The following is a 20,997-nucleotide window of genomic DNA, read 5'->3' as shown; positions in this document are numbered from 1 at the left end:
TGTGCGGACTGCGGCAGCGTGCCTCTGGACAATGGCATGGACAATTCCACCTTAGGGCGCATATTGCGAGGCATGACTGATATGCGTGATATCCTGATCGTGGGCGGTGGCCTGAACGGCCCCTCGCTCGCCCTTGCGCTGGCGCAGGCCGGACATTCTGTGACGCTGATTGATGCGCTGCCCGCACCGACCCGCGAGGATGCTGGCTTCGATGGCCGTTCCTACGCGCTGGCGCTCGCCTCTGCGCGGCTTTTGCAACAGATCGGAGTGTGGTCGCGCATAGAGGCTCACGCACAGCCGATGAATGAAATCAAAGTCAGCGACGGTATCGCCGGACGTGGCCCCTCACCGCTGTTTTTGCATTTTGAGGAAAGCGATCTGGATGAAGGTCCAATGGGCTATATGGTCGAGGATCGCTACCTGCGCCGCGCCCTGTTGGAGGCGCTGGATGCCGAACCTAAGATCACGCAAATCTCTGGTCAGCGGGTGATCGCGCAGACCGTCAGCACAGATGCGGTCACCGTGACGCTTGAGGATGGCTCGCAGCTTTCTGGCGCGCTTTTGGTGGGCGCGGACGGTCGCCAAAGCGGCACCGCAGAACGCGCAGGTATCAAGCGCACGGGCTGGGATTATGGCCAGACCGCGCTGGTCTGCGCCATCTCGCACGCGCAACCGCACGACGGCATCGCGCATCAGTTCTTCATGCCGCCGGGACCGCTGGCGATCCTGCCCCTGCCCGGAAATCGCAGTTCCATCGTCTGGAGCGAAACCCACGCAGAGGCTGCGCGCATTCAAGAACTCTCGGATGAAGACTACCTCACCGTGCTGCGCCCGCGATTTGGGTCATTTCTCGGCGAGATCGGGCTAGAGGGAAAACGCTTCAGCTATCCGCTGAAACTGAGCCTCGCCAATGCGTTTTACGGCGAACGGCTGGCCTTGGTCGGGGATGCCGCACATGGGTTGCATCCGATCGCGGGTCAGGGGCTCAATGCCGGTCTGCGCGACATTGCAAGCCTTGCCGAAGTGCTGACGGATGCCGCACGGCGCGGTGAGGACATCGCAAGCCCGCTGGTGCTGGCGCGCTATCAGCAGTGGCGGCGGTTTGACACGACGTCCCTGGCGCTGGCGACAGATGTTTTCAACAAGCTGTTTTCCAACGATAATCCGATCCTGCGCGCCACCCGTGACCTGGGCCTCGGTCTGACCAACGCGCTGCCCAGCCTGCGCCGGGGTTTTGTGCGCGAAGCCGCGGGGCTCTCGGGGGATCTGCCGCGTCTGTTGCGCGGGCGCCCGCTCTGACCGCGCGCCCGGTGCAAGGTCACTCCAGCGGGCGCGCCTCATCCGTCAGCATCACGGGGATACCGTTGCGGATCGGAAAAGCAAGGTTTGCAGGCCGCGAAATCAGCTCCTGCGCCTCGGCGTCATATTCCAGCACCGTCTGCGTGACCGGGCATACAAGCGCCTCCAGCATGTGCCGGTCAAAAGCAGGTGTTGTGTCATTCATTGCAGTTTTTCCTCAAGCGAGCCGCCGCGTAGGGCAAACTCCATCAATGTGACCAGCGTTTCACGCCGGGTTGTAAGGCTTGGCGCTTCGAGCAGGGCCTGCTTGTCCTCGGGCTCAAAATCCAGAAGCATGGACAGCGAATTTACCAAAAGCTCATCGCCCGCCTCTTCCAGCACGCCCCAGTCCGTCGACATCCCGCGTGCATCCAGATAGCGCCCCAAGAGCCCCATCAAGGCCGCGCGATCAAACCCTTCGTCGCGCTCAGTCTGGCCAAGGTCCGCATCAAACCCGTTCCAATCGACAGAACAGCGCCGATAGGGGGTGAACCCCTCCACCTCTGCCTTCACACGAAACCGCGAAAGGCCACAAAGCGTGATGAAGTACCGCCCGTCCTCGGTCTCGGAAAACTGGGTCACGCGCCCGGCACAGCCAATAGCGTGCAAGCCCGAGCTGTCCGCATTACGGGAACTACAGGGCTGGATCATCCCGATGACCCGATGCCGAGTTTTGAGCGCATCCTCAAGCATCTGCAAATAACGTGGCTCGAAGATATGCAGAGGTAGCTTTGCCCGAGGCAGCAAGAGTGCTCCGGGCAAAGGGAAGACAGGGATTGTATCCGGCAGGTCTGCGGCTTTTATCATGACTGTGAACCTAGCGCCGCGATCGCGTCAGGCAAATATCATAGAGCTCAGTTTGCGGCGGCCATTCAGCACCACCGGATCATTCGGCTTCAGGGCCTCGAAAATGGTGAAGAGCTGGGCCTTGGCCGCGCCCTCATTCCACTCGCGATCACGCCGGAACAGTTCCAGCAGTTCATTCACTGCGTCCTCAGCCTCACCTGCTGCGTGCAGCGCCTGTGCCAGATCGAACCGGGCCTGATGGTCGTCTGGGTTGGCGTCAACTGCCGCACGCAGTTCCGCCACGGGACCTGCGTTTTCCGCCTGCCGTGCCAGTTCAATCTGGGCATGCGCGGCTTCAATTTCGGCTGCGGTGGAAATCTCGGCAGGTGCGCCGTTCAGCACCGCTTCGGCCTGATCAAGTTCCCCCAGAGCCAGATGGCAGCGGGCGAGGCCTGCATAGGCCGCGGCGTTCTTGTCGTCTTCGCCAAGGATCGCGGCAAAGACCTGCGCTGCGTCCTGGGCCGCGCCTTCTTCCAGCATCTGCTCAGCGGTCTCGATGGCCTCGCCGAGGCCACCATCGGCAGTGCTGCCTGCGGCCTCTGCGAGCTTTTGCAGGAAGGCATCGATTTCAGATTGCGGCAGCGCACCTTGGAACATGTCCACAGGACGGCCCTGATAGAACCCGACCACCGTCGGAATTGACTGAAGCGGCAGGCCCTGCTGCGCGAGTGCAGCGGCCAAACGCTGATTTTCATCAACGTTGATCTTGGCCATTTTGACCGCGCCTTTGGCCTTGGTCACCGCCGCCTCCAGCATCGGGCCCAGCGTCTTGCAGGGGCCACACCACGGTGCCCAGAAATCCACGATGACCGGAACTTCCATGGAGGCATCGACTACCTCAGCCATGAAGGTCTCTTCGGTCACATCCTTGATGAGATCGCCCGCAGGGGCCACACCGGCTCCACCGCCCAGAATGTCCATCATTGCTCCGCACTCCTTTTCGAGTCTTGCTTGCGCCCTATATGCGATTTCAGCGCCGGAAAACCAAGGGATGAGTTTTGCGTCAAGATCGCGTCCTGTCCCCGCCGCACCGGCAGGTGCGGCGCTCGGCCCAACAAAAATGCGCGCCCCTTGGGGGGCGCGTCTTTTGGCGGGAGCCTCCCCGACCTTTGATCCCGGATCTCAGAGATCAAGCGTGGCAAAGACCGGCGCATGATCGCTTGGCTTTTCCCACCCGCGCGCATTGCGCAGGATGCGGCTGGAGTGCGTGGCGTTGGTGATGTCGGGCGTTGTCCAGACATGATCCAGCCTACGCCCCTTGTCGGCGGCATCCCAGTCCTTGGCCCGATAGCTCCACCAGCTATAAAGCTGCCCTTCGGGAATATCCTTGCGCGTGACATCGGCCCAGCCGCCCGCCTCCATCACCTGCGCCAGATGTTCCACTTCGATCGGCGTGTGGCTCACCACTTTCAACAGTTTCTTGTGGTCCCAGACGTCATCCTCGCGCGGCGCGATATTGAGATCCCCGACCAGCACCGACTTCTCGGGCCGGTCCGCATGGAACCAGTCCCGCATCTCGGTCAGATAGTCGAGCTTCTGGCCGAATTTCACGTTTTTCTCGCGATCCGGCTCGTCACCGCCAGCGGGCACATAGAAATTGTGGATGGTCACACCGTTTTCCAGCCGCCCCGCCACATGGCGGGCATGGCCGAGGCTGGCAAAATCCTTGCCACCCACATCCTCGATCGGCAGCCGTGACAGGATCGCCACGCCATTATAGCCCTTTTGCCCACGTGCAATCATGTGCTGATAGCCCAACTCGCGAAATGCCTCCATCGGGATCTTCTCGACCGGGCTTTTGCATTCTTGCAGGCAGAGCACATCCGGCCCTTCTTCTTGCAGCAGCTTGATGACAATCGGTTCGCGCAGACGCACGGAGTTGATGTTCCATGTGGCAAGGGTAAAGGACATGCGGGCTCTCTATCTCTGGCAAGTGTTTGTGGGGATATTGCCTGCGCTCTGCCCAAGATACCAGTGGGGTGAATGCGGTTTCCTGCGCAATCACCCCGCCGTGAATTTGCTTGCAAAGGGCGGTGCCACATACTTTACATTGGCAAGAGCAACCCACGAACGGACTGGCCGAACCCATGGTACCGGTATTGGGGCAACGCCCCGGGCACCCCTACAAAAAGGCCTATGACTGGTGGCCACCACCGGCACCTGATGCTGCGCCCTGACGGGGCGAATTCACCACATTTAGCATCCCAAACGCCAGGAGGATTCTCATGGCACAGGCCGTTTTGCAGCCCGAGGACGCATGTGTTCTCGTCTCTTTTAGCGATGGCACATCCGCCCGCTACCCCTATATCTGGTTGCGCGACAATGACCCCGCCGGGTTTCACCCCGATACACAGGAACGGGTCACCGATCTCTCCGCGATCCCACCCGACCTCACAGCAGCATCCGTTGCGATCTCAGGCTCGCATCTCATGGTTCACTGGCAGGATGAGGCCCAGAGCAGCAGTCGCTTTGATTTGGCTTGGTTGCGCGCACATGTGCCGGGCACACGCGCTTCCGATCCGGCCCACACAGGGTTTCAATCCTGGCGCAGCGATCTGGGCGCAGACGGCATCCCGCGTGTCGTGGCGCAGGAGGTACTGACCTCGGATCGCATGCTGCGGGACTGGCTGGAGCAAACCCAGATTATCGGCCTGTCGATCGTCGAAGGGCTTGCGGACACAACCGAGGCCGGCATGGAGGTCGCGCGCCGCATCGGCTTTCTGCGGCAGACAAATTTTGGCGTCACGTTTGAGGTGAAATCCAAACCCAATCCCAACAACCTCGCCTACACCCCCATCGCCCTGCCCCTGCACACGGATCTGACCAATCAGGAACTGCCGCCGGGGTTTCAGTTCCTGCACTGTCTCGCCAATGAGGCTGTCGGGGGTGGCTCGCTCTTTTGTGACGGCTACGCCATCTCCGAGGACCTGCGCGACCAAGATCCCGAGAGTTTTGAGCTGCTCTCCACCGTCTCGGTCCCGTTTCGCTTTCACGACCATGAGACCGACATTCGCAACCGCAAGAAGGTCATCAACCTCGACGAAGAGGGCCGCGTGATCGAGATCTGCTTTAACGCGCATCTGGCGGATATCTTCGACCTAGAACCCGCATTGATGCAGCGCTACTACCGAGCCTATCGGCAGTTCATGATTATGACGCGGTCGCCTGAATACCTCGTGACACTCAAACTCAAGGGCGGCGAGATGGTTGTGTTTGACAATCGCCGCATCCTGCACGGGCGTGACGCCTTTGATCCGCAAACAGGCTATCGCCACCTACACGGATGCTACGTGGATCGTGGTGAGTTCGAGAGCCGCCTGCGCGTTTTGCACCGCACAGCCTGACACGGCAAACCCTGACACGACACAAAAAAAGGCCGGGCACGAAGCCCGGCCAGTCCAACAGGGAGGATGCATATCATGACCCGGATATGCGCGGGATCTCTCGTGTGGCTCGGCCGTATAACGTGTGTGGTCGAAACTTGTTCCACACCTGATTGTCGCTTAGGCCACCAACCGGTAACCGCCTGATTCCGTCACAAGAAGTCTCGCATTCGACGGGTCGGGCTCAATCTTCTGGCGTAGACGGTATATATGGGTCTCTAGGGTATGCGTTGTAACCCCTGCGTTGTAACCCCAGACCTCATGCAACAAAACGTCGCGGGGCACCACGCCGTCGTTGGAGCGGTAGAGGAACTTCAGGATGTTGGTTTCCTTCTCCGTCAGACGGATTTTGCGCTCGTCCTCGGTGATCAGGATTTTCATCGCAGGTTTGAACGTATAGGGCCCAAGCACAAAAACCGCGTCCTCGGACTGTTCGTGCTGGCGCAACTGGGCGCGGATACGTGCCAAGAGGACCGGGAACTTGAACGGTTTGGTGACATAATCATTGGCGCCCGCATCGAGACCCAAAATCGTGTCCGCATCACTGTCGTGCCCAGTGAGCATCAGGATCGGAGACTTCACGCCTTGTTTTCGCATCAAGCGGCACAATTCGCGCCCATCAGTGTCCGGAAGGCCCACATCAAGGATGATCAGATCGTAGATCGCTTCCTTGGCGCGTTCCATCGCGCCCTGCCCGTCGCCAGCCTCGAAGACATCGAAATCTTCGGTCATAACAAGCTGTTCGCTCAGCGCCTCGCGCAAATCCTCGTCATCATCAACGAGCAGGATTTTCTTCAACTGGGCCATCGGGTCTCTCCTGGTGTCTTGTTTTCACAGATGTGCGCAAGCTCACGAAAGAACAAGCTTTGCGGTGATCGCTTCACGTCGACGTGTCCTCTGGGGCGGAAATATTTCACTTTTGCAGCAATTGAGCATAGGAGTAGGCTCCTGATGTTACAGCCGGGAACGAAGACCTGATGAGCCTATTGCCGACAATGCTGGAGCGGATTGCCCGTGCCAGAGTGGATCTGAGGATGGGATTACCGGTGATCCTGACCACAGGTGACACCGCTATTCTTGCAATCTCGGTCGAAAGCCTGAGTGCTGCCCGCCTCGCGGATCTGCGCGATTTGGGGCAAGTGTCGCTCGCATTGACCGCGCGGCGTGCCGCCACGTTAAAGGCTCGCGTCTATGACGAGGACATCGCGCGGATCACCGTTCCGACAGATGTGGAGCTTGGCTGGATTGAGGCCATTGCTGACCCGGCAGATGACTTGCAGACGCCGATGAAGGGACCACTGACGAGTGCGCGCAGCGGTGATGCGACGCTCCCCCGCCTTGCCATCGCATTGGTGAAATCCGCGCGCCTCCTGCCTGCGACCGTCTATGTCGCCCTAGAAAATGCAAGAGACTTTGCCCTCAAACACGATTTGACTCTCCTGCCCCAATCCGCTGCTGAGCCACTCCTTTATAAAAGCTCGCCGCTGCATCCGGTTGCAGCGGCGCGCCTGCCGATGGAGGCGTCGCAGGCCGGGCGCTTGCACATCTTCCGTCCCGAGGATGGCGGTGAAGAACATTACGCAATCGAGATCGGGCGCCCGGACCGAAACACGCCGGTTCTGGCTCGGCTTCATTCTGCCTGCTTTACCGGTGACGTGCTTGGTTCACTCAAATGCGACTGCGGGCCGCAACTGCGCGGTGCTCTGGGGCAAATGGGAACGGAGGGCGCAGGCGTTCTGTTGTATCTCAACCAAGAAGGACGCGGCATTGGCCTCGCCAATAAGATGCGCGCTTATTCCCTGCAGGATCAGGGCTTTGACACAGTTGAGGCCAATCACCGGCTTGGATTTGAGGATGACGAACGCGATTTCCGACTCGGAGCTTCGATCCTGCGCGAACTGGGATTTTCATCTGTCCGGCTGATGACAAACAACCCCGGCAAGATTGCAATGATGGAGAAAACCGGCATCACGGTGGTGGAACGGGTGCCGCTGAAGGTTGGTGAAAACGAGTTCAACCGCCATTACCTGGCAACCAAAGCCAGCAAATCGGGCCACATGTTATGACCCCCTCAGATCTGGTTTTAACCCCAATTGGACTGCGTTTCATGGGGCGGAGATTTCCCTGCACTATCGGCAAAGGGGGCATTGCGCCAAACAAACGCGAAGGCGACGGGGCCACACCTGTGGGCACTCACCGCATTGTCGGGATGCTTTATCGCCCGGACCGCATCCCAGCACCGCAGGATTGGGCCACGCCGATTCTCCCCGGTGATCTGTGGTCGGATGATGGCGAAGCGCAGGACTATAATCACATGGTTCGCGCGCCTTACGCTTTCAGTCATGAGACCTTGCGCCGCGCCGATCCGCTCTATGATTTGGTGTTGCTTACGGATTGGAACTGGCCCAACTCCGTCAAAGGGCGGGGCTCGGCGATCTTTCTGCATCAATGGCGCAGGCCCGGCTATCCAACAGAAGGCTGCATTGCCTTTTCACGCCAAAACCTGCGCTGGATTGCCGAGCGCCTGCAACCGGGCGCTCGGGTCATTGTGCATTCACGCTGAATAGGCGCGTTCCCCAAAGATTGCCGAGCCGACCCGCACATGGGTGGCACCAAGCGCAATGGCGCTCTCAAAATCTCCGCTCATCCCCATGGAGAGTCCGCTTAACCCATTACGCTCGGCGATTTTGGCGAGCAGCGCAAAATGCAGGCTTGGCTCTTCATCCACCGGCGGGAGGCACATCAGCCCCTTGATCGGCAGGTCAAGCGCGCGGCATTCCTGAATGAAGCCATCAGAATCCTTGGGCAGGATACCCGCTTTCTGCTCTTCTTCACCGGTATTGACCTGAATAAACAGCTCCGGGCAGTGCCCAAGCTCCTGAGCGAGGCGCGCAAGCGTTGTGGCCAGTTTCGGGCGATCTACGGAATGAATCGCGTTGACCAATTCCATCGCCTGCCGTGCCTTGTTGGTTTGCAGGGGGCCAATGAGGTGTAGGTCCACATCTGAGAATTTTTCACGAAATTCAGGCCATTTGCCCGCCGCTTCCTGTACGCGGTTCTCGCCAAAAACCCTGTGCCCTTCCTCAAGGACAGCTTCAACCCGCTCGTTTGGTTGTACTTTGGACACGGCGATCAGTTCTACTGATCCGGGCGCGCGGCCCGCAGCGGTTTCAGCGGCGGCAATGCGGGATTTGATCTCACTCAGCGACATCTCGGCCTCGTTTAGCTAGGGGTGCTGTTTGACCGGACAAAACACTGTTTACACACAAAAGAAAAGGGCGAGCTCCGAAGAGCCCGCCCCAAGAACCGAATGGTTCCGTTCTCCAATTAGAAGGAGAAGGACACACCGAGGTCTGCTTTGGTGTTGCTCGAAGAGTCGGAGCCGATACCACCTGCGAGGGTCACACCACCGCCGAGGCCGTGGCGGAAGCCGAGACCGTATGCGGTGTCTGCGCCGGTCACACCACCGTCAGCAACCAGTGCGCGGATGGAGGTCGCGGAGGACACTTCGTAGTTGATGGATGCGGACACGGACACGTCCTGCTGGTTGTCGCCGTCGCCAACCATTACGGTGTAGCCAACTGCGCCTGCGGTGCCGTTCAGACCCAGAACCCAGTAGTCGCCTGCGGAGTCGGTGTCAGAGTAAACTGCGCCGATCGCCATGCCGTTTGCCAGGGTGTAACCCAGACCCAGCTGCCATTCTTCGTCAGCTGCAACTGCTGCGGTGTTGGTGATGACAACGGTGTCACCGTTGCTGTCGGTGAGCGTTGTGGTGTCGGCTGCCTGCGCACGGGTCTCTTTGTAGGAGAGCGATGCGGAGAAGTCACCAACATTGTAGCGCACTTTGATGGTGGTGAAGTCTTTGCTGTCAGCACCAAAACCGGTTGCCGGGCCGTTGAAGTTGGAGTTCGCTTCCAGGAAGGAAGTGAAGCCGATGCCATAACCGAAGTAGTCAACCTGGTCGCCGGAGTCCAGAACGTTGGACACGTTACCTACGTCAACACGCAGACCACCATAGGACACTGCGAAACCAGCTGCGCCCGGGCCACGACCGGAGATGTCGTTTGCATGGGAGTCTTCGTTGGCTTCAAGACGGAAGCGTGCTTCCAGCTTCACGCCAGCGTCGGTTTCCGCGATACCGGTGATGTTGACGCGCATACGCTGTTCGATGCGGGTCTCATCAGCTTGGGACTCGTCGTATGCAAGACCAAAGCGAGCGGAGCCGCCGATGGTGATTTCTGCTGCTGCGACGCCTGCGGTCGCGACCAGTGCGGTCGAAGCGAAGAGAATCTTTTTCATGGTTTTCCCTCGGGTTTGAATTTCCAAAGAAGCAATCGGCTGACGCCACTTCGCTCCTCAAGTACGCACATCCTCTCGCTCGTTTTGGGGTCATGAAGCAAGCATGTGCTGAAAGCTGAAAACCATTCATCAACCAAATGATGCATCGAGGCCACAGTCCGTTTCGGAGCAAGCCCAGCGAAAACACAGCAGAAACGAGTCTTTAAAAGAATAGGCTTGTTGGCGCATGCCCGCTTGTCTAGGAGTAGTTCAACTGCAAATTCAGGAGCGGGCCCGGTCAATATGCGTGGTATCAAGACCTTTTTCCTTCTTTCAACGCTGGCTATCACAGCCTCTTGCGGTGCATTCCGTTCGCTCGACACCAGCACAGAAGTCGATAAGTCCGATACGATCGTCCTCGCGGGCGAAGGGCGTGAAGCGCACGACGACAAGACCACAATCTGGGAAGCCTTCGGTCCGCGCAAAAGCGAACAGCGCGTTCAGGTGAATCGCTATCTTTGGGCCGCAAGCCTCGATGTGCTTGATTTCCTACCGGTTCAGTCCGTTGATCCCTTCACTGGCGTTATCATTACAGGTTACGGCACGCCGCCCGGTGGCGGTCGCGCCTATCGCGCAACGATTCACATTAAAGACCCCGCACTTGAGGCGCGCGCCCTCAATGTCGCGCTCCAAAGCCGCGGCGGCGCTGTCAGCTCTGCAACCGCGCGCGCCGTCGAGGATGCGATTCTCTCTCGTGCCCGTCAGCTACGCATGGCCGACAAGAAGATCTGACGCCTCTGCACTGGAACCCAACAAGAATACCACGTATCAGAAGCGCCGGGTCTAAAGCCCGGCGTTTTTAGTCTAAAGGACCGCTCACATGTCGCGTTACGAAGCCTCGGACATCGAAGCCAAATGGCAAAAAGCCTGGGAAGAGGCCGCCATTTTCCAAGCGAACGAAGATCACAGCAAACCCAAGTACTATGTGCTGGAGATGTTCCCGTACCCGTCAGGCAAGCTGCACATGGGCCATGTGCGCAACTACACGATGGGCGACGTGATCGCGCGCTATAAGCTGTCCACCGGCCATAACGTGCTGCACCCGATGGGATTTGACGCTTTTGGCATGCCTGCGGAAAACGCGGCGATGGCCTCGGGCGGGCACCCCAAGGACTGGACCTATTCCAACATCGGCACGATGGTCGAGCAGATGAAGCCGCTGGGCCTCTCGCTCGACTGGTCGCGCATGTTTGCCACCTGCGACCCAGAATACTATGGCCAGCAGCAGGCCTTGTTTCTTGATTTCCTTGAAAAAGGTCTGGTCTACCGCAAGAACGCCGTGGTCAACTGGGACCCCGTTGACATGACCGTTCTGGCCAATGAGCAGGTCGAGGCTGGCCGTGGCTGGCGCTCTGGCGCGCTGGTGGAACGGCGCGAGCTGACACAATGGTTCTTCAAGATCTCTGACTACTCGGATGAGCTGCTGGACGCACTCGACGGGTTGGAGAACTGGCCCGCCAAGGTGCGCCTGATGCAGGAAAACTGGATTGGCAAATCGCGTGGCCTTCAGTTCAGCTTTGAGCGCACCGATGGCGGAGAAGCGATCGAGGTCTATACGACTCGCCCCGACACGCTGATGGGCGCGAGCTTTGTTGGCATCTCGCCGGATCACCCGATTGCGAAGCAGCTTGAAGCCGAATCGCAAGAGGTTGCAGACTTTGTTGCGGAATGCCGCAAGGGCGGCACCACCGAAGAGGCGATCGAAACCGCCGAGAAGCTGGGCTACGACACCGGATTGCGCGTGCGTCACCCGCTCGACCCGAGCTGGGAACTGCCGGTCTGGATCGCCAACTTCATCCTGATGGATTACGGAACCGGCGCGATCTTTGCCTGCCCGGCGCATGACCAGCGCGACTTTGAATTCGCCACCAAATACGACCTGCCGATCATTCCGGTGATGGAACCGGTCTCAGGTGCCGACGCTCTGACCGAGGCCTATGTGCCCACCAAAGCCGAGAAAGTCCGCTACGTGCGCGGCTTTGCAGGCGCCGAAGAACAAACTGGCGAAGAGGGTGTAAACACCGCTGTCGACAAGGCCGAGGCTGAAGGCTGGGGCGAAGGCGTCACCAAATTCCGCCTGCGCGACTGGGGTCTTTCGCGTCAGCGCTACTGGGGCTGCCCTATCCCTGTCGTCCACTGCCCCGATTGCGGCGTGGTGCCGGAGAAAAAAGAAAACCTGCCCATCGCGCTGCCTTATGATGAGGACGGCAAGGCTATTGACTTCTCGGTCCCCGGCAATCCGCTGGACCGTCACCCGAGCTGGCGCAACTGTGCCTGCCCCGCCTGTGGCAAGCCCGCCCAGCGCGAGACCGACACGATGGATACTTTCGTGGACTCCAGCTGGTATTTCGCCCGTTTCACCGCACCGCGCGCAGAAACTCCGACCGATCTGGAGGCGGCCAGCTACTGGATGAACGTCGACCAATACATCGGCGGCATCGAGCATGCGATTCTCCACCTGCTTTATTCGCGGTTCTTTGCCCGCGCGATGCACATCTGCGGCCATCTGCCCGAGAGCGCCAAAGAGCCGTTTGATGCGCTCTTTACGCAGGGCATGGTGACTCACGCGATTTACGAGAATGCCGAGCGCAAGGACGACAACGGCCGCGCGATCTACCACTACCCGAGTGAGGTCGAAGAACGCGACGGCGGTGTCTTCGTCAAGGAGACCGGCGAGCGGGTCAAGGTGATCCCCTCCGCCAAGATGTCCAAGTCCAAGAACAACGTGGTCGACCCGTTGGCGATCATCTCCACTTACGGCGCCGATACCGCCCGTTGGTTTGTTCTGTCCGATTCGCCCCCCGAACGGGACGTGGAATGGACCGCCTCTGGTGCCGAAGCCGCCTATAAGCACCTGAACCGGGTCTGGAACCTCTGTGACCGCATTGGCGAGATGGACCCGGATGCCAAGGGCGAAGGCGACGAGGATCTCCTGCGCGAGATGCACAAGGCGATCCGCGATGTGACGCTGGGGGTCGAGAGCTTTGGCTTCAATGCCGCCATCGCCAAGCTTTATGGCTTCACCAACACGCTGTCGAAATCCAAAGCCAGCGCTGTGGTACAAAAACAAGCCATCAAGACGTTGGCCCAGCTGATGTCGCCGATGACACCGCATCTGTCCGAGGATATCTGGGCGCATCAGGGTGGCGAAGGTCTGATTGCCAATGCCCCCTGGCCGGTTGCGGATGAATCAATGCTGGTCGAGGACACCGTGACCCTGCCTATTCAGGTGAATGGCAAACGACGCGGCGAACTGACCGTTGCCAAGGATCTCGACAAGGCAGAGGTTGAAAAACTGGCGCTGGCGCACGAAGCTGTGCAGCGGGTGTTGGAAGGTGCCGCACCCAAGAAGGTGATCGTTGTACCGGGGCGGATCGTCAATGTCGTTGCCTGACCGACGCAAATTCCTGAAATTCACGCTGGCGCTGCCACTTGGCGCCAGCCTTTCGGCCTGCGGGTTTGAGCCGGTCTATGGCCCCAATGGCGCAGGCACTGCGCTGCGCGGCCAGATCGCGTTTCAAGCCCCAGAGACCATTGGCGCCCCGCGTGATACCGACGCCTATTACTTTGTGCGCAGGCTAGAAACCCGGCTGGGTCGTGCGGGGGCTCCGGCCTATCGTATGGATCTGACCCTTGATACCGAAGAAGTCGGTCAAGCGATCACCGCAGAGGGCAGCATCACGCGCTATTCTCTGACAGGAACCGCAGGCTACAGCCTCGTGCGCCTGTCGGACGGGCAGATCGTCGCCAGCGGCGAGGTCGAGAATTTCTCGGGCTATTCCGCCAGCGGCACCACGGTGCAAACCCTCGCCTCAGAGACTGACGCACACGAACGCCTGATGGTGATTCTCGCCGATCAGATCGTGACCCGGCTTTATGCGGTGCCCGGATTGGGCCGCGCAGAGGGCGCATGAAACTCAGCCCGCGCGAGGCCGAGGGCTATTTCGCCCGTCCCGACCCCGGCAAGACCGGGCTGTTGATCTACGGCGCGGACGCGATGCGTGTTTCGCTCAAACGCCAGCAGATGCTGGCCGCCCTCCTTGGTCCCGGTGCCGAGGAGGAAATGCGCCTCACACGCATGCCCGCAAGTGATCTGCGCAAAGACCCGGCCCAATTGCTGGACGCGGTCAAGGCGGTGGGCTTCTTTCCCGGCATCCGCGCAGTGTTTGTCGAGGATGCCAATGACACCGCAACCCCGGCGATCACCACTGCGCTGCAGGAATGGCAGCCGGGTGACGCGCAGATCGTGGTCACGGCCGGGCAGCTCAAGGCGTCGTCGAAACTGCGCAAAGCCTTTGAAACGCATACCAACGCCTACGCCACGGGTATCTATGACGACCCGCCCTCGCGCTCCGAAATCGAGCGCATCTTGGGCGAAGCAGGCATGCGCGATGTGCCCGGTGACAGCATGTCGGCGCTGACGGATATCGCCAATGAGATCGGCCCCGGCGATTTCTCCCGCATGATCGAAAAGCTGAGCCTCTATAAACATGGCGATAGCACACCGCTGACGTTGGAGGACATTAGCGCAGTCGCACCGCAATCCACCGAGGCCGCATTGGATGATCTGCTGAATGTAGTGGCCGAAGGGCGCAGCACCGATATTGGTCCCGTGTTACGCCGACTTCAGGCACAGGGCACCAATGCGGTGACACTCTGTATCGGGGCGACCCGGCATTTTCGCACGCTTTACACCATCGCCGCCCACCCCGGCGGTCCCGCGCAGGGCATCGGCGGCTTACGCCCGCCACTATATGGCAAGCGGCGCGACCGCATGCTGCGACAGGCGCAGGGCTGGGGCGCGCAAAAGCTGCAAAACGCGCTGACGATTCTGACCGACACCGACCTGCAACTGCGCTCCGCCGGGCAAAGTGCACCGGCACAGGCTCTGACCGAACGTGCAATGATCCGGTTGGCCATGCTGGCTCGGTCACGCTAAACTGCGCGGCGTCAGGACGTGACGCAGCGCTTGACCTTTCTCGCACTCGTAGCAAACCTGCCCGCAAGCGAGCGAGGAGAATTTTCCATGTATAAAGTGATCGGCTTCCCACTGACCCGCACATTTCGAGTGCTCTGGGCGCTGGAAGAACTGGGGCAAGCCTATGAATTGACCCCGGCAAAGCCACAAAGCGATGAAGCACGGGCTGCCAATCCTTCGGGCAAGATCCCGGTTTTGATCGAGGCCGGTGAAAGCATCACCGATTCTATGGCGATCATCACTTATCTGGCGGACAAACATGGGGCTCTGACGGCGCCTGCGGGCACCTTGGCACGCGCCAAGCAGGATTCGATCACCAATATGATAAATGACGAGATGGACGCGACCCTCTGGGCCGCTGCCCGTCACACCTTTGTCCTGCCCGAAGAGCACCGGGTTCCAGAGGTCAAAACCTCGCTGCGGTGGGAATTTTCCAATTCGATAAAACGGGTTGAGTCCCGGCTGACAGATGAGTTTATCGCAGGCGATCAATTCACCATTGCTGATATTCTGCTCACTCATTGTCTCAATTGGGCACGGGGCGCGAATTTCGATGTCGAGAGCGAAGCCCTGCTAGATTATGGCAAACGCATGCGTGCACGTCCTGCCTTTCAGCGTGTTGCAGAACTGGTCAAGTAACGTGCAGCCGCTTGCCCGGCCCAGCGACCTGTGGCAAAGCAGGCAGTCAGCAGATAGCCGCCTGTAGGTGCATCCCAATCCAGCATTTCCCCGGCGCAGAACGTGCCGGGGATCGCTTTTAGCATCAGACCGTCATCGAGCGCATCACGGCGTACACCGCCCGCAGTCGAGATCGCCTCATCTATCGGGCGTAAGCCTGCGTGACGCACTGGCAGATGTTTGATGACACGCGCCAGGTCCTGCGCACCCTGCGGGAGCGGGCGGCCAAACTCCTGCAGCAACGCCATTTTTACGGGAGTGATCTTCAGCACCCGGCGCATATGGTTGGCCCAACTGGCCTTGCCGCGCGGTCGCGCCAGACGTGTTGCAAGGTCATCTTCAGTCAGATCCGGTGCAAGATCTACGAACAAGTCATGCCCTTCGCGCAGCGCAGGTGTCAGCGCGTATAGTCCGCCACCCTCGATGCCGCGCTTTGCAAGCGTCGCCTCGCCGCGTCCCTGCAGATCGCCCGCCTGCCACGCAACGGCCTTGAGCGCCGCTCCGAAATGCGGGGTCATGTGGTCGCTCCACGAGATCGAGAGCGCAGCATTTGAAGGCTGAAACGGAGCCAGCGCCACGCCGCGTGCCGCCAGTGTCGCCGCCCATGCGCCGTCGGACCCAAGCCGCGCCCAGCTTGCTCCGCCCAGCGCAAGTATGGTCGCACGCGCGCGAATAAACTGTGGCCCTGCGGCGGTTTCAAACTTCAATTGCCCGTCCTGCCAGCCGCTCCAACGCCAGCCAAGCTGCCGGATCACGCCATGACTGTCCAATTCCGCGAGCCATGCCCGCAACAGAGGCGATCCTTTCATAACGGTAGGAAAGACCCGCCCCGTAGAGCCTGTAAACAGCTCCTGCCCCAATCCACGCGCCCAATCCTGCACCGCGGCTGCATCAAAAGCCCGGATCATCGGCCCCAGCCACTCTGCTGCTTCACGGTAATGCTCCAGCAACGCCTCACAAGGTTCGTCCTTGGTCAGGTTCAGGCCGGATTTCCCTGCCATCAGGAATTTGCGGGCTGGTGAGGGCTTGGCCTCAACCAACAGAACCCGGTGACCCTGGCGTGCGATTTCGCCCGCAGCCATTAACCCGGCCGGGCCACCACCGATCACGACTGCATCCCAGTCCTGCATGCTTTTGCCTCTTGCTTGCCTTCGCGATGTGGGATCTGCCGGAAGCATATGCCCGCAGCCCTTACATCCCACGTCCTGCCGGTCATCACCAGACATGATGCGCGCCTGCGTCTGCACAGATCCCTCACAGTTGCAGCGGACGCGCCTATGGTGCCACTCTTGCAAAACACGTATAGCGATGCCGGGATTGAAACCGCCCCACGCATTTGACATAGAAATACACCGCCATGATCCGACAGTTTTTCGACTATTATCGCCCGTGGAAGACCCTGTTCTTTCTCGATTTTGGCTGCGCCGTCGCTTCCGGCTTATTGGAGCTTGCGTTCCCTGTGGCCATCAAAGGTTTTATCGATGTTTTGCTCCCGCGTGGCGATTTGTGGCTCACGGTTCTAGCCGCGATTGGCCTGCTGGCTATCTATCTGGTCAACTCCGGATTGATGGCCATTGTGATCTACTGGGGGCACAAGCTGGGCATCAACATCGAAACCGAGATGCGTCGCAAAGCCTTTGACCAGCTGCAACGGCTGTCGTTTTCCTATTTCGACAAAGTCCGCACCGGCAAACTGGTCGCGCGCGTGACCCGCGATCTGGAAGAAATCGGCGAGGTTGCGCACCACGGCCCCGAAGATCTCTTTGTCGCGCTTATGACCTTTATCGGCGCGTTTCTCATGATGCTGATGATCGACATGCGTCTTGCGCTCATTACCGCGACGATTTTCCCGCTCTGCGTAATTATCGTAATGGTCTTTGGTGGGCGCATGACGCGCACATGGCAGGCGATCTATTCTCGCGTCGCGGATTTCAATATTCGCCTTGAGGAAAATGTCGGTGGTATTCGCGTGGTGCAGGCCTTTGCCAATGAAGAGCATGAAAAGCGACTCTTTGCCGACGATAACGCCCGCTACCGCGACACCAAGCTTGCGGCCTATAAGGTCATGGCCGCCTCCTCGACCATCAACTATATGGGCATGCGCTTTGTGCAGGTTCTGGTGATGGTGGCAGGCGCAATCTTCGTGCTGCGCGGAGAGCTGACAACCGGCGGCTTTGTCGCCTTCCTGTTGCTGGTCGGGCTGTTCTTTCGCCCACTCGAAAAAATCGCTGCCGTGATCGAACTTTACCCACGTGGGATTGCCGGGTTTAAACGATATCTGGAGCTTCTGGCCATTGAGCCAGAGGTGGAAGACAGCCCCGATGCCCGCCCTGCCCCCAATCTGCGCGGCGCAGTTCGGTTTGAAAACGTGACCTTCGGCTATGACCAAGAGCGCCCGGTGCTCGACGGGATCTCGCTTGATGTCGCCGCTGGCGAAACCGTGGCCTTTGTCGGCCCGTCCGGCGCGGGCAAGACGTCGCTATTGGCGCTGGTGCCACGTTTCTATGAACCCCAGTCTGGCCGGGTGCTGATCGACGGGCATGATATTCGCGCGCTTACTTTGCGCTCCTTGCGCACGCAGATCGGGATCGTCAGTCAGGATGTATTCCTGTTTGGCGGCACGCTGCGCGAAAACATCGCCTATGGACGATTGGACGCCACCGAAGAAGAAATCCGCCTCGCCGCCGAAAAAGCCCGCCTGAGCGATATGATCAATCAATTGCCAGACGGGCTTGATACTATCGTGGGCGAACGGGGCGTAACGCTCTCGGGCGGGCAGAAACAACGTGTGGCCATCGCCCGGATTTTCCTGCGCAACCCGCCAATCCTCATTCTGGATGAGGCCACTTCCGCACTTGATACCGAGACCGAACGCCAGATCCAACGAGCCCTCGAAGATCTCTCGGTCGGGCGCACGACATTTGTGATCGCCCATCGGCTCAGCACGATCCGCGATGCGGACCATATCGCCGTGATGGAAGCCGGGCGCATTGTAGAAGTTGGCACCCATACGGAACTCCTCGCCCGAAATGGGAGCTATTCAAGGCTGAGTGCTGCGTGAAACAAATAAGCGGGCCGGTGAGATCCCACTCACCGGCCCGCATCATTAATACCCTAAGCTTAGCGCGTGACGTGGTCGCGGGCGAGCATGTGGTAGACCACGCCCCCCAGAAGCGCGCCAATTACCCAATTGTAGCCTGACAGGAAGGCAAACCATGGCACCCAGACGGTTGCGACCGAGAAGATCGCCGCCAGCCCAAAGGCCTTGACCGCTGCACCGTTCCAACCCTCGTTGTAATGATAGGTGCCGCCATCCATGTTATAGAGATCATCTACGTTGAGCTGTTCTTTGCGGTGGACGTAGTAATCCACGATCATGATCCCAAAGATCGGGGCGAGCGTTGCGCCGAGTGTATTCACAAAACCGCCGATGCCGAACTGACTAATAAAGCTGGTCCAGAAGCCGCCAATGACCAGCGCAAACACCGATGTAATCAGGCCCGCTTTGCGAAAGCTGATCTTTTCAGGAGACAGGTTGGCAATACCATTCACCGCAGGGATGAAATTTGCCACGAGGTTGATGCCGACTGTTGCCGCAAAGAAGGTGATCGCTGCGATGATGCCCAGCAGCACACTGTCCGTGCGCTCCACAATTTCAGCCGGGTTGATGATCGCCTCGCCGTAAACCACCGCCGCACCACCGGTCGTCAACAGGGCCAATGCTGAGAACAGGATCATGTTGAAGGGCAACCCCGCAAGGTTTCCGAGCACCATCGTCGGCTTGTCCTTGGCGTAGCGGGAAAAGTCGCTGAAGTTGATCATCACCGCCGCGAAATAGGCGACCATCGTGCCAACGATGGCAATAAACCCTTTGAATTCAGTCCAGAAAGTGCCCTCTGGATTGGCAAAGATGGTAGCCGTCGCCGCCAACAGCTGCCCGTCCGAGCGCTGCCAAAGTACAGCCAGCAACCCGATCATGACCAGATAGACAAACGGCCCCGCGATATTGAGGAAGGTCTCTACCCAGCCCATGCCGCGCCAGAAGATCACGATGTGAAACGCCCAGACCATCACAAACGAAATCCAGTCGATCCCTGTGAGGCCCAGTATCTCCGCACCTCCGCCAAGGCCGGTAATCGACCGGATCAACAGCGCCAATGCGGTTGAGGCAAAATAGACCTGCACCCCATACCAGAACACCGCAACCGTTGCGCGCAATACTGCAGGCAACTTCGCGCCCTGTGTACCGAGGCTCGCGCGTGCCAGCACCGGGTAAGGAATGCCATATTTCTCACCCGCAGCGCCGGAGAGATTCACCATCCACATCACAAAGACCCCAGAGGCAATCAGCGCTGCAAACGCTGTCCAGCCGCCAACCCCATAGGAGATGAACAGCGACGCCACCAATGAGTAGCCAAAGAGCGACTGCACATCATTTGCCCAGATGTTGAAAATGGCAAACCAGCCCCAGGTTTTTTCATCCTTGCCAACAGGGTTGAGTGTATTGCCGTCCGGGTCCAGCGTATCGCCGCTGGTCACATGTATTTCATCAGTTGCGGTCATGTTTTTCTCCCTAAAGCCCCGTGCCCGGGCGACCGTCAACCGGGCCACCTCATTCATGCGATTATTGAGCTTGCAACTGACATGTTAGAAGGTATTCTAGAAACTACACTATAAAAAATTTTAGGTAGGACCTTACGGGAACTCTAGGAAATACCGCATGAGGGTCTGTCGATGAACCAGATGCAGGACGGCCAGCTTCTAGCAGAGCAGGCACAAGAGGCGCTTTGGGATGCGCTCCGCAACGGCACTCTGCGCGACGGGCAATTTCTGTCTATGTCTCAACTGGTTGAGATCCTTGAGTTTCCCCTTGCCGCGACTCGTGAGGCCGTGAAACAGGCGTGCTCACAAGGGCTGTTGACCACATGGCCCAAGCGCGGCGTACAGGTGATGGAAGCCCGCTCTGAAACGATCCGTGACTGTCTCGACTTTCGGATGGTGCTTGATCAGGAAGGCGCACGCAGGCGGATTCAGCAGGGCGACCTGACCGGGCTGGATACTTTGCGTGCGCAACATGAGGCGCTTCGCGACGCTGCTGCAAATAGCACTGCCAGCGATCTGCCGCCGAAAGCGATCGGGATTGATTTGTCGCTGCATGACTATCTGGCGGCGGGGTTGAATAATCCGCAATTGGCAGCGGCTTGTAGTGCCAATCGCATGCGTATGGCCATTATCCAGAATGTGCGCCCCTTCCTTCAGGTGCGGATTGTGTCCGCAATGGAAGAGCATCTTGCGATTATTGAAGCATTGCAGAGCGGGGACACAACCGCTGCAACCGATGCGATCCGCCATCATTGCGAACAAACTCTGCAATGGTGGGGCGTGGATTAGAGCCGCTCTTTTCTATCGCCAAAATCAGAACACCCCACCCGAAGA

Annotated in this window: 20 protein-coding genes; 11 read left to right on the top strand and 9 right to left on the bottom strand. The window is 59.2% G+C overall.

Annotation, left to right across the window (positions count from 1 at the left end):
• The first annotated feature begins 72 nt into the window (after positions 1-72).
• Complete coding sequence (locus K529_RS00340; RefSeq protein WP_046002195.1) at positions 73-1,299, top strand: UbiH/UbiF/VisC/COQ6 family ubiquinone biosynthesis hydroxylase; 1,227 nt, start codon at positions 73-75, stop codon at positions 1,297-1,299.
• A 19-nt stretch (positions 1,300-1,318) separates the two neighbouring features.
• On the opposite strand, the gene K529_RS00335 is transcribed toward K529_RS00340, so the two are convergent.
• From K529_RS00335 to K529_RS00320, 4 genes are all read right to left on the bottom strand, one after another.
• Positions 1,319-1,504 (bottom strand): Trm112 family protein, encoded by a 186-nt coding sequence (locus tag K529_RS00335; RefSeq protein ID WP_005617162.1) that lies wholly within the window; start codon positions 1,502-1,504, stop codon positions 1,319-1,321.
• Entirely contained in the window at positions 1,501-2,145 is a 645-nt protein-coding gene (locus tag K529_RS00330) for an LON peptidase substrate-binding domain-containing protein (protein WP_005617161.1), read from the bottom strand. Before K529_RS00330 ends, K529_RS00335 begins: the two co-directional genes overlap by 4 nt.
• Before the next feature lie 27 nt (positions 2,146-2,172).
• The gene (locus K529_RS00325; RefSeq protein ID WP_005617160.1) at positions 2,173-3,108 is read right to left on the bottom strand and encodes a thioredoxin family protein; all 936 of its coding nucleotides are present in this window, start codon (positions 3,106-3,108) and stop codon (positions 2,173-2,175) included.
• 198 nt (positions 3,109-3,306) lie between these two features.
• The gene (locus K529_RS00320; protein ID WP_005617148.1) at positions 3,307-4,095 is read right to left on the bottom strand and encodes an exodeoxyribonuclease III; all 789 of its coding nucleotides are present in this window, start codon (positions 4,093-4,095) and stop codon (positions 3,307-3,309) included.
• A gap of 314 nt (positions 4,096-4,409) precedes the next feature.
• On the opposite strand from K529_RS00320, the gene K529_RS00315 reads away from it, so the two are divergent.
• Positions 4,410-5,528 (top strand): TauD/TfdA family dioxygenase, encoded by a 1,119-nt coding sequence (locus K529_RS00315; RefSeq protein WP_005617146.1) that lies wholly within the window; start codon positions 4,410-4,412, stop codon positions 5,526-5,528.
• 159 nt (positions 5,529-5,687) lie between these two features.
• Here the strand turns inward: K529_RS00315 and K529_RS00310 are convergent, their stop codons facing one another.
• A complete protein-coding gene (locus tag K529_RS00310; RefSeq protein WP_005617145.1) occupies positions 5,688-6,374 on the bottom strand; it encodes a response regulator transcription factor in 687 nt (228 codons plus the stop codon).
• A 170-nt stretch (positions 6,375-6,544) separates the two neighbouring features.
• Between K529_RS00310 and ribA the strand changes: the two genes are divergently transcribed.
• Both ribA and K529_RS00300 read left to right on the top strand, forming a co-directional pair.
• Positions 6,545-7,633: a GTP cyclohydrolase II gene (gene ribA / locus K529_RS00305; protein ID WP_005617143.1), complete on the top strand. Its 1,089-nt coding sequence runs from the start codon at positions 6,545-6,547 to the stop codon at positions 7,631-7,633.
• Complete coding sequence (locus K529_RS00300; RefSeq protein ID WP_005617141.1) at positions 7,630-8,130, top strand: L,D-transpeptidase family protein; 501 nt, start codon at positions 7,630-7,632, stop codon at positions 8,128-8,130. Before ribA ends, K529_RS00300 begins: the two co-directional genes overlap by 4 nt.
• On the opposite strand, the gene K529_RS00295 is transcribed toward K529_RS00300, so the two are convergent.
• Together K529_RS00295 and K529_RS00290 are read right to left on the bottom strand one after the other, a co-directional pair.
• Positions 8,122-8,778, bottom strand: coding sequence for a YggS family pyridoxal phosphate-dependent enzyme (locus K529_RS00295; RefSeq protein WP_005617138.1), 657 nt, complete (start codon positions 8,776-8,778; stop codon positions 8,122-8,124). The genes K529_RS00300 and K529_RS00295 overlap by 9 nt on opposite strands.
• A 116-nt stretch (positions 8,779-8,894) precedes the next feature.
• Positions 8,895-9,866 carry a porin gene (locus K529_RS00290; RefSeq protein ID WP_005617120.1) on the bottom strand — a complete coding sequence of 324 codons (972 nt, stop codon included), beginning with the start codon at positions 9,864-9,866 and terminating at the stop codon, positions 8,895-8,897.
• A 282-nt stretch (positions 9,867-10,148) separates the two neighbouring features.
• Here K529_RS00290 and K529_RS00285 point away from each other — a divergent pair, with 282 nt between their 5' ends.
• From K529_RS00285 to K529_RS00265, 5 genes are all read left to right on the top strand, one after another.
• Entirely contained in the window at positions 10,149-10,637 is a 489-nt protein-coding gene (locus K529_RS00285) for a DUF3576 domain-containing protein (protein WP_005617119.1), read from the top strand.
• 88 nt (positions 10,638-10,725) lie between these two features.
• A complete protein-coding gene (gene leuS / locus K529_RS00280; RefSeq protein ID WP_005617117.1) occupies positions 10,726-13,299 on the top strand; it encodes a leucine--tRNA ligase in 2,574 nt (857 codons plus the stop codon).
• Complete coding sequence (gene lptE / locus K529_RS00275) at positions 13,286-13,819, top strand: LPS assembly lipoprotein LptE (RefSeq protein WP_005617116.1); 534 nt, start codon at positions 13,286-13,288, stop codon at positions 13,817-13,819. Before leuS ends, lptE begins: the two co-directional genes overlap by 14 nt.
• Complete coding sequence (gene holA, locus K529_RS00270; RefSeq protein ID WP_005617114.1) at positions 13,816-14,844, top strand: DNA polymerase III subunit delta; 1,029 nt, start codon at positions 13,816-13,818, stop codon at positions 14,842-14,844. Before lptE ends, holA begins: the two co-directional genes overlap by 4 nt.
• A gap of 87 nt (positions 14,845-14,931) precedes the next feature.
• Positions 14,932-15,522 carry a glutathione S-transferase family protein gene (locus tag K529_RS00265; protein WP_005617109.1) on the top strand — a complete coding sequence of 197 codons (591 nt, stop codon included), beginning with the start codon at positions 14,932-14,934 and terminating at the stop codon, positions 15,520-15,522.
• Here the strand turns inward: K529_RS00265 and K529_RS00260 are convergent.
• The gene (locus K529_RS00260; RefSeq protein WP_046002194.1) at positions 15,495-16,691 is read right to left on the bottom strand and encodes a TIGR03862 family flavoprotein; all 1,197 of its coding nucleotides are present in this window, start codon (positions 16,689-16,691) and stop codon (positions 15,495-15,497) included. The two genes, K529_RS00265 and K529_RS00260, sit on opposite strands and share 28 nt — an antisense overlap.
• 227 nt (positions 16,692-16,918) lie before the next feature.
• On the opposite strand from K529_RS00260, the gene K529_RS00255 reads away from it, so the two are divergent.
• The gene (locus tag K529_RS00255; RefSeq protein ID WP_005622901.1) at positions 16,919-18,622 is read left to right on the top strand and encodes an ABC transporter ATP-binding protein; all 1,704 of its coding nucleotides are present in this window, start codon (positions 16,919-16,921) and stop codon (positions 18,620-18,622) included.
• Positions 18,623-18,681: 59 nt separating this feature from the next.
• On the opposite strand, the gene K529_RS00250 is transcribed toward K529_RS00255, so the two are convergent.
• Complete coding sequence (locus K529_RS00250; protein WP_005622900.1) at positions 18,682-20,124, bottom strand: NCS1 family nucleobase:cation symporter-1; 1,443 nt, start codon at positions 20,122-20,124, stop codon at positions 18,682-18,684.
• 171 nt (positions 20,125-20,295) lie between these two features.
• Between K529_RS00250 and K529_RS00245 the strand changes: the two genes are divergently transcribed.
• Positions 20,296-20,952 (top strand): GntR family transcriptional regulator, encoded by a 657-nt coding sequence (locus tag K529_RS00245; protein ID WP_005622899.1) that lies wholly within the window; start codon positions 20,296-20,298, stop codon positions 20,950-20,952.
• The last annotated feature ends 45 nt before the right edge of the window (positions 20,953-20,997 follow it).

It is taken from the genome of Tritonibacter mobilis F1926 (assembly GCF_000376545.2).
Lineage (GTDB): Bacteria > Pseudomonadota > Alphaproteobacteria > Rhodobacterales > Rhodobacteraceae > Epibacterium > Epibacterium mobile.
The sequence above is the reverse complement of the archived record's forward strand: the minus strand, read 5'-3'. Positions and strand labels throughout refer to the sequence as shown.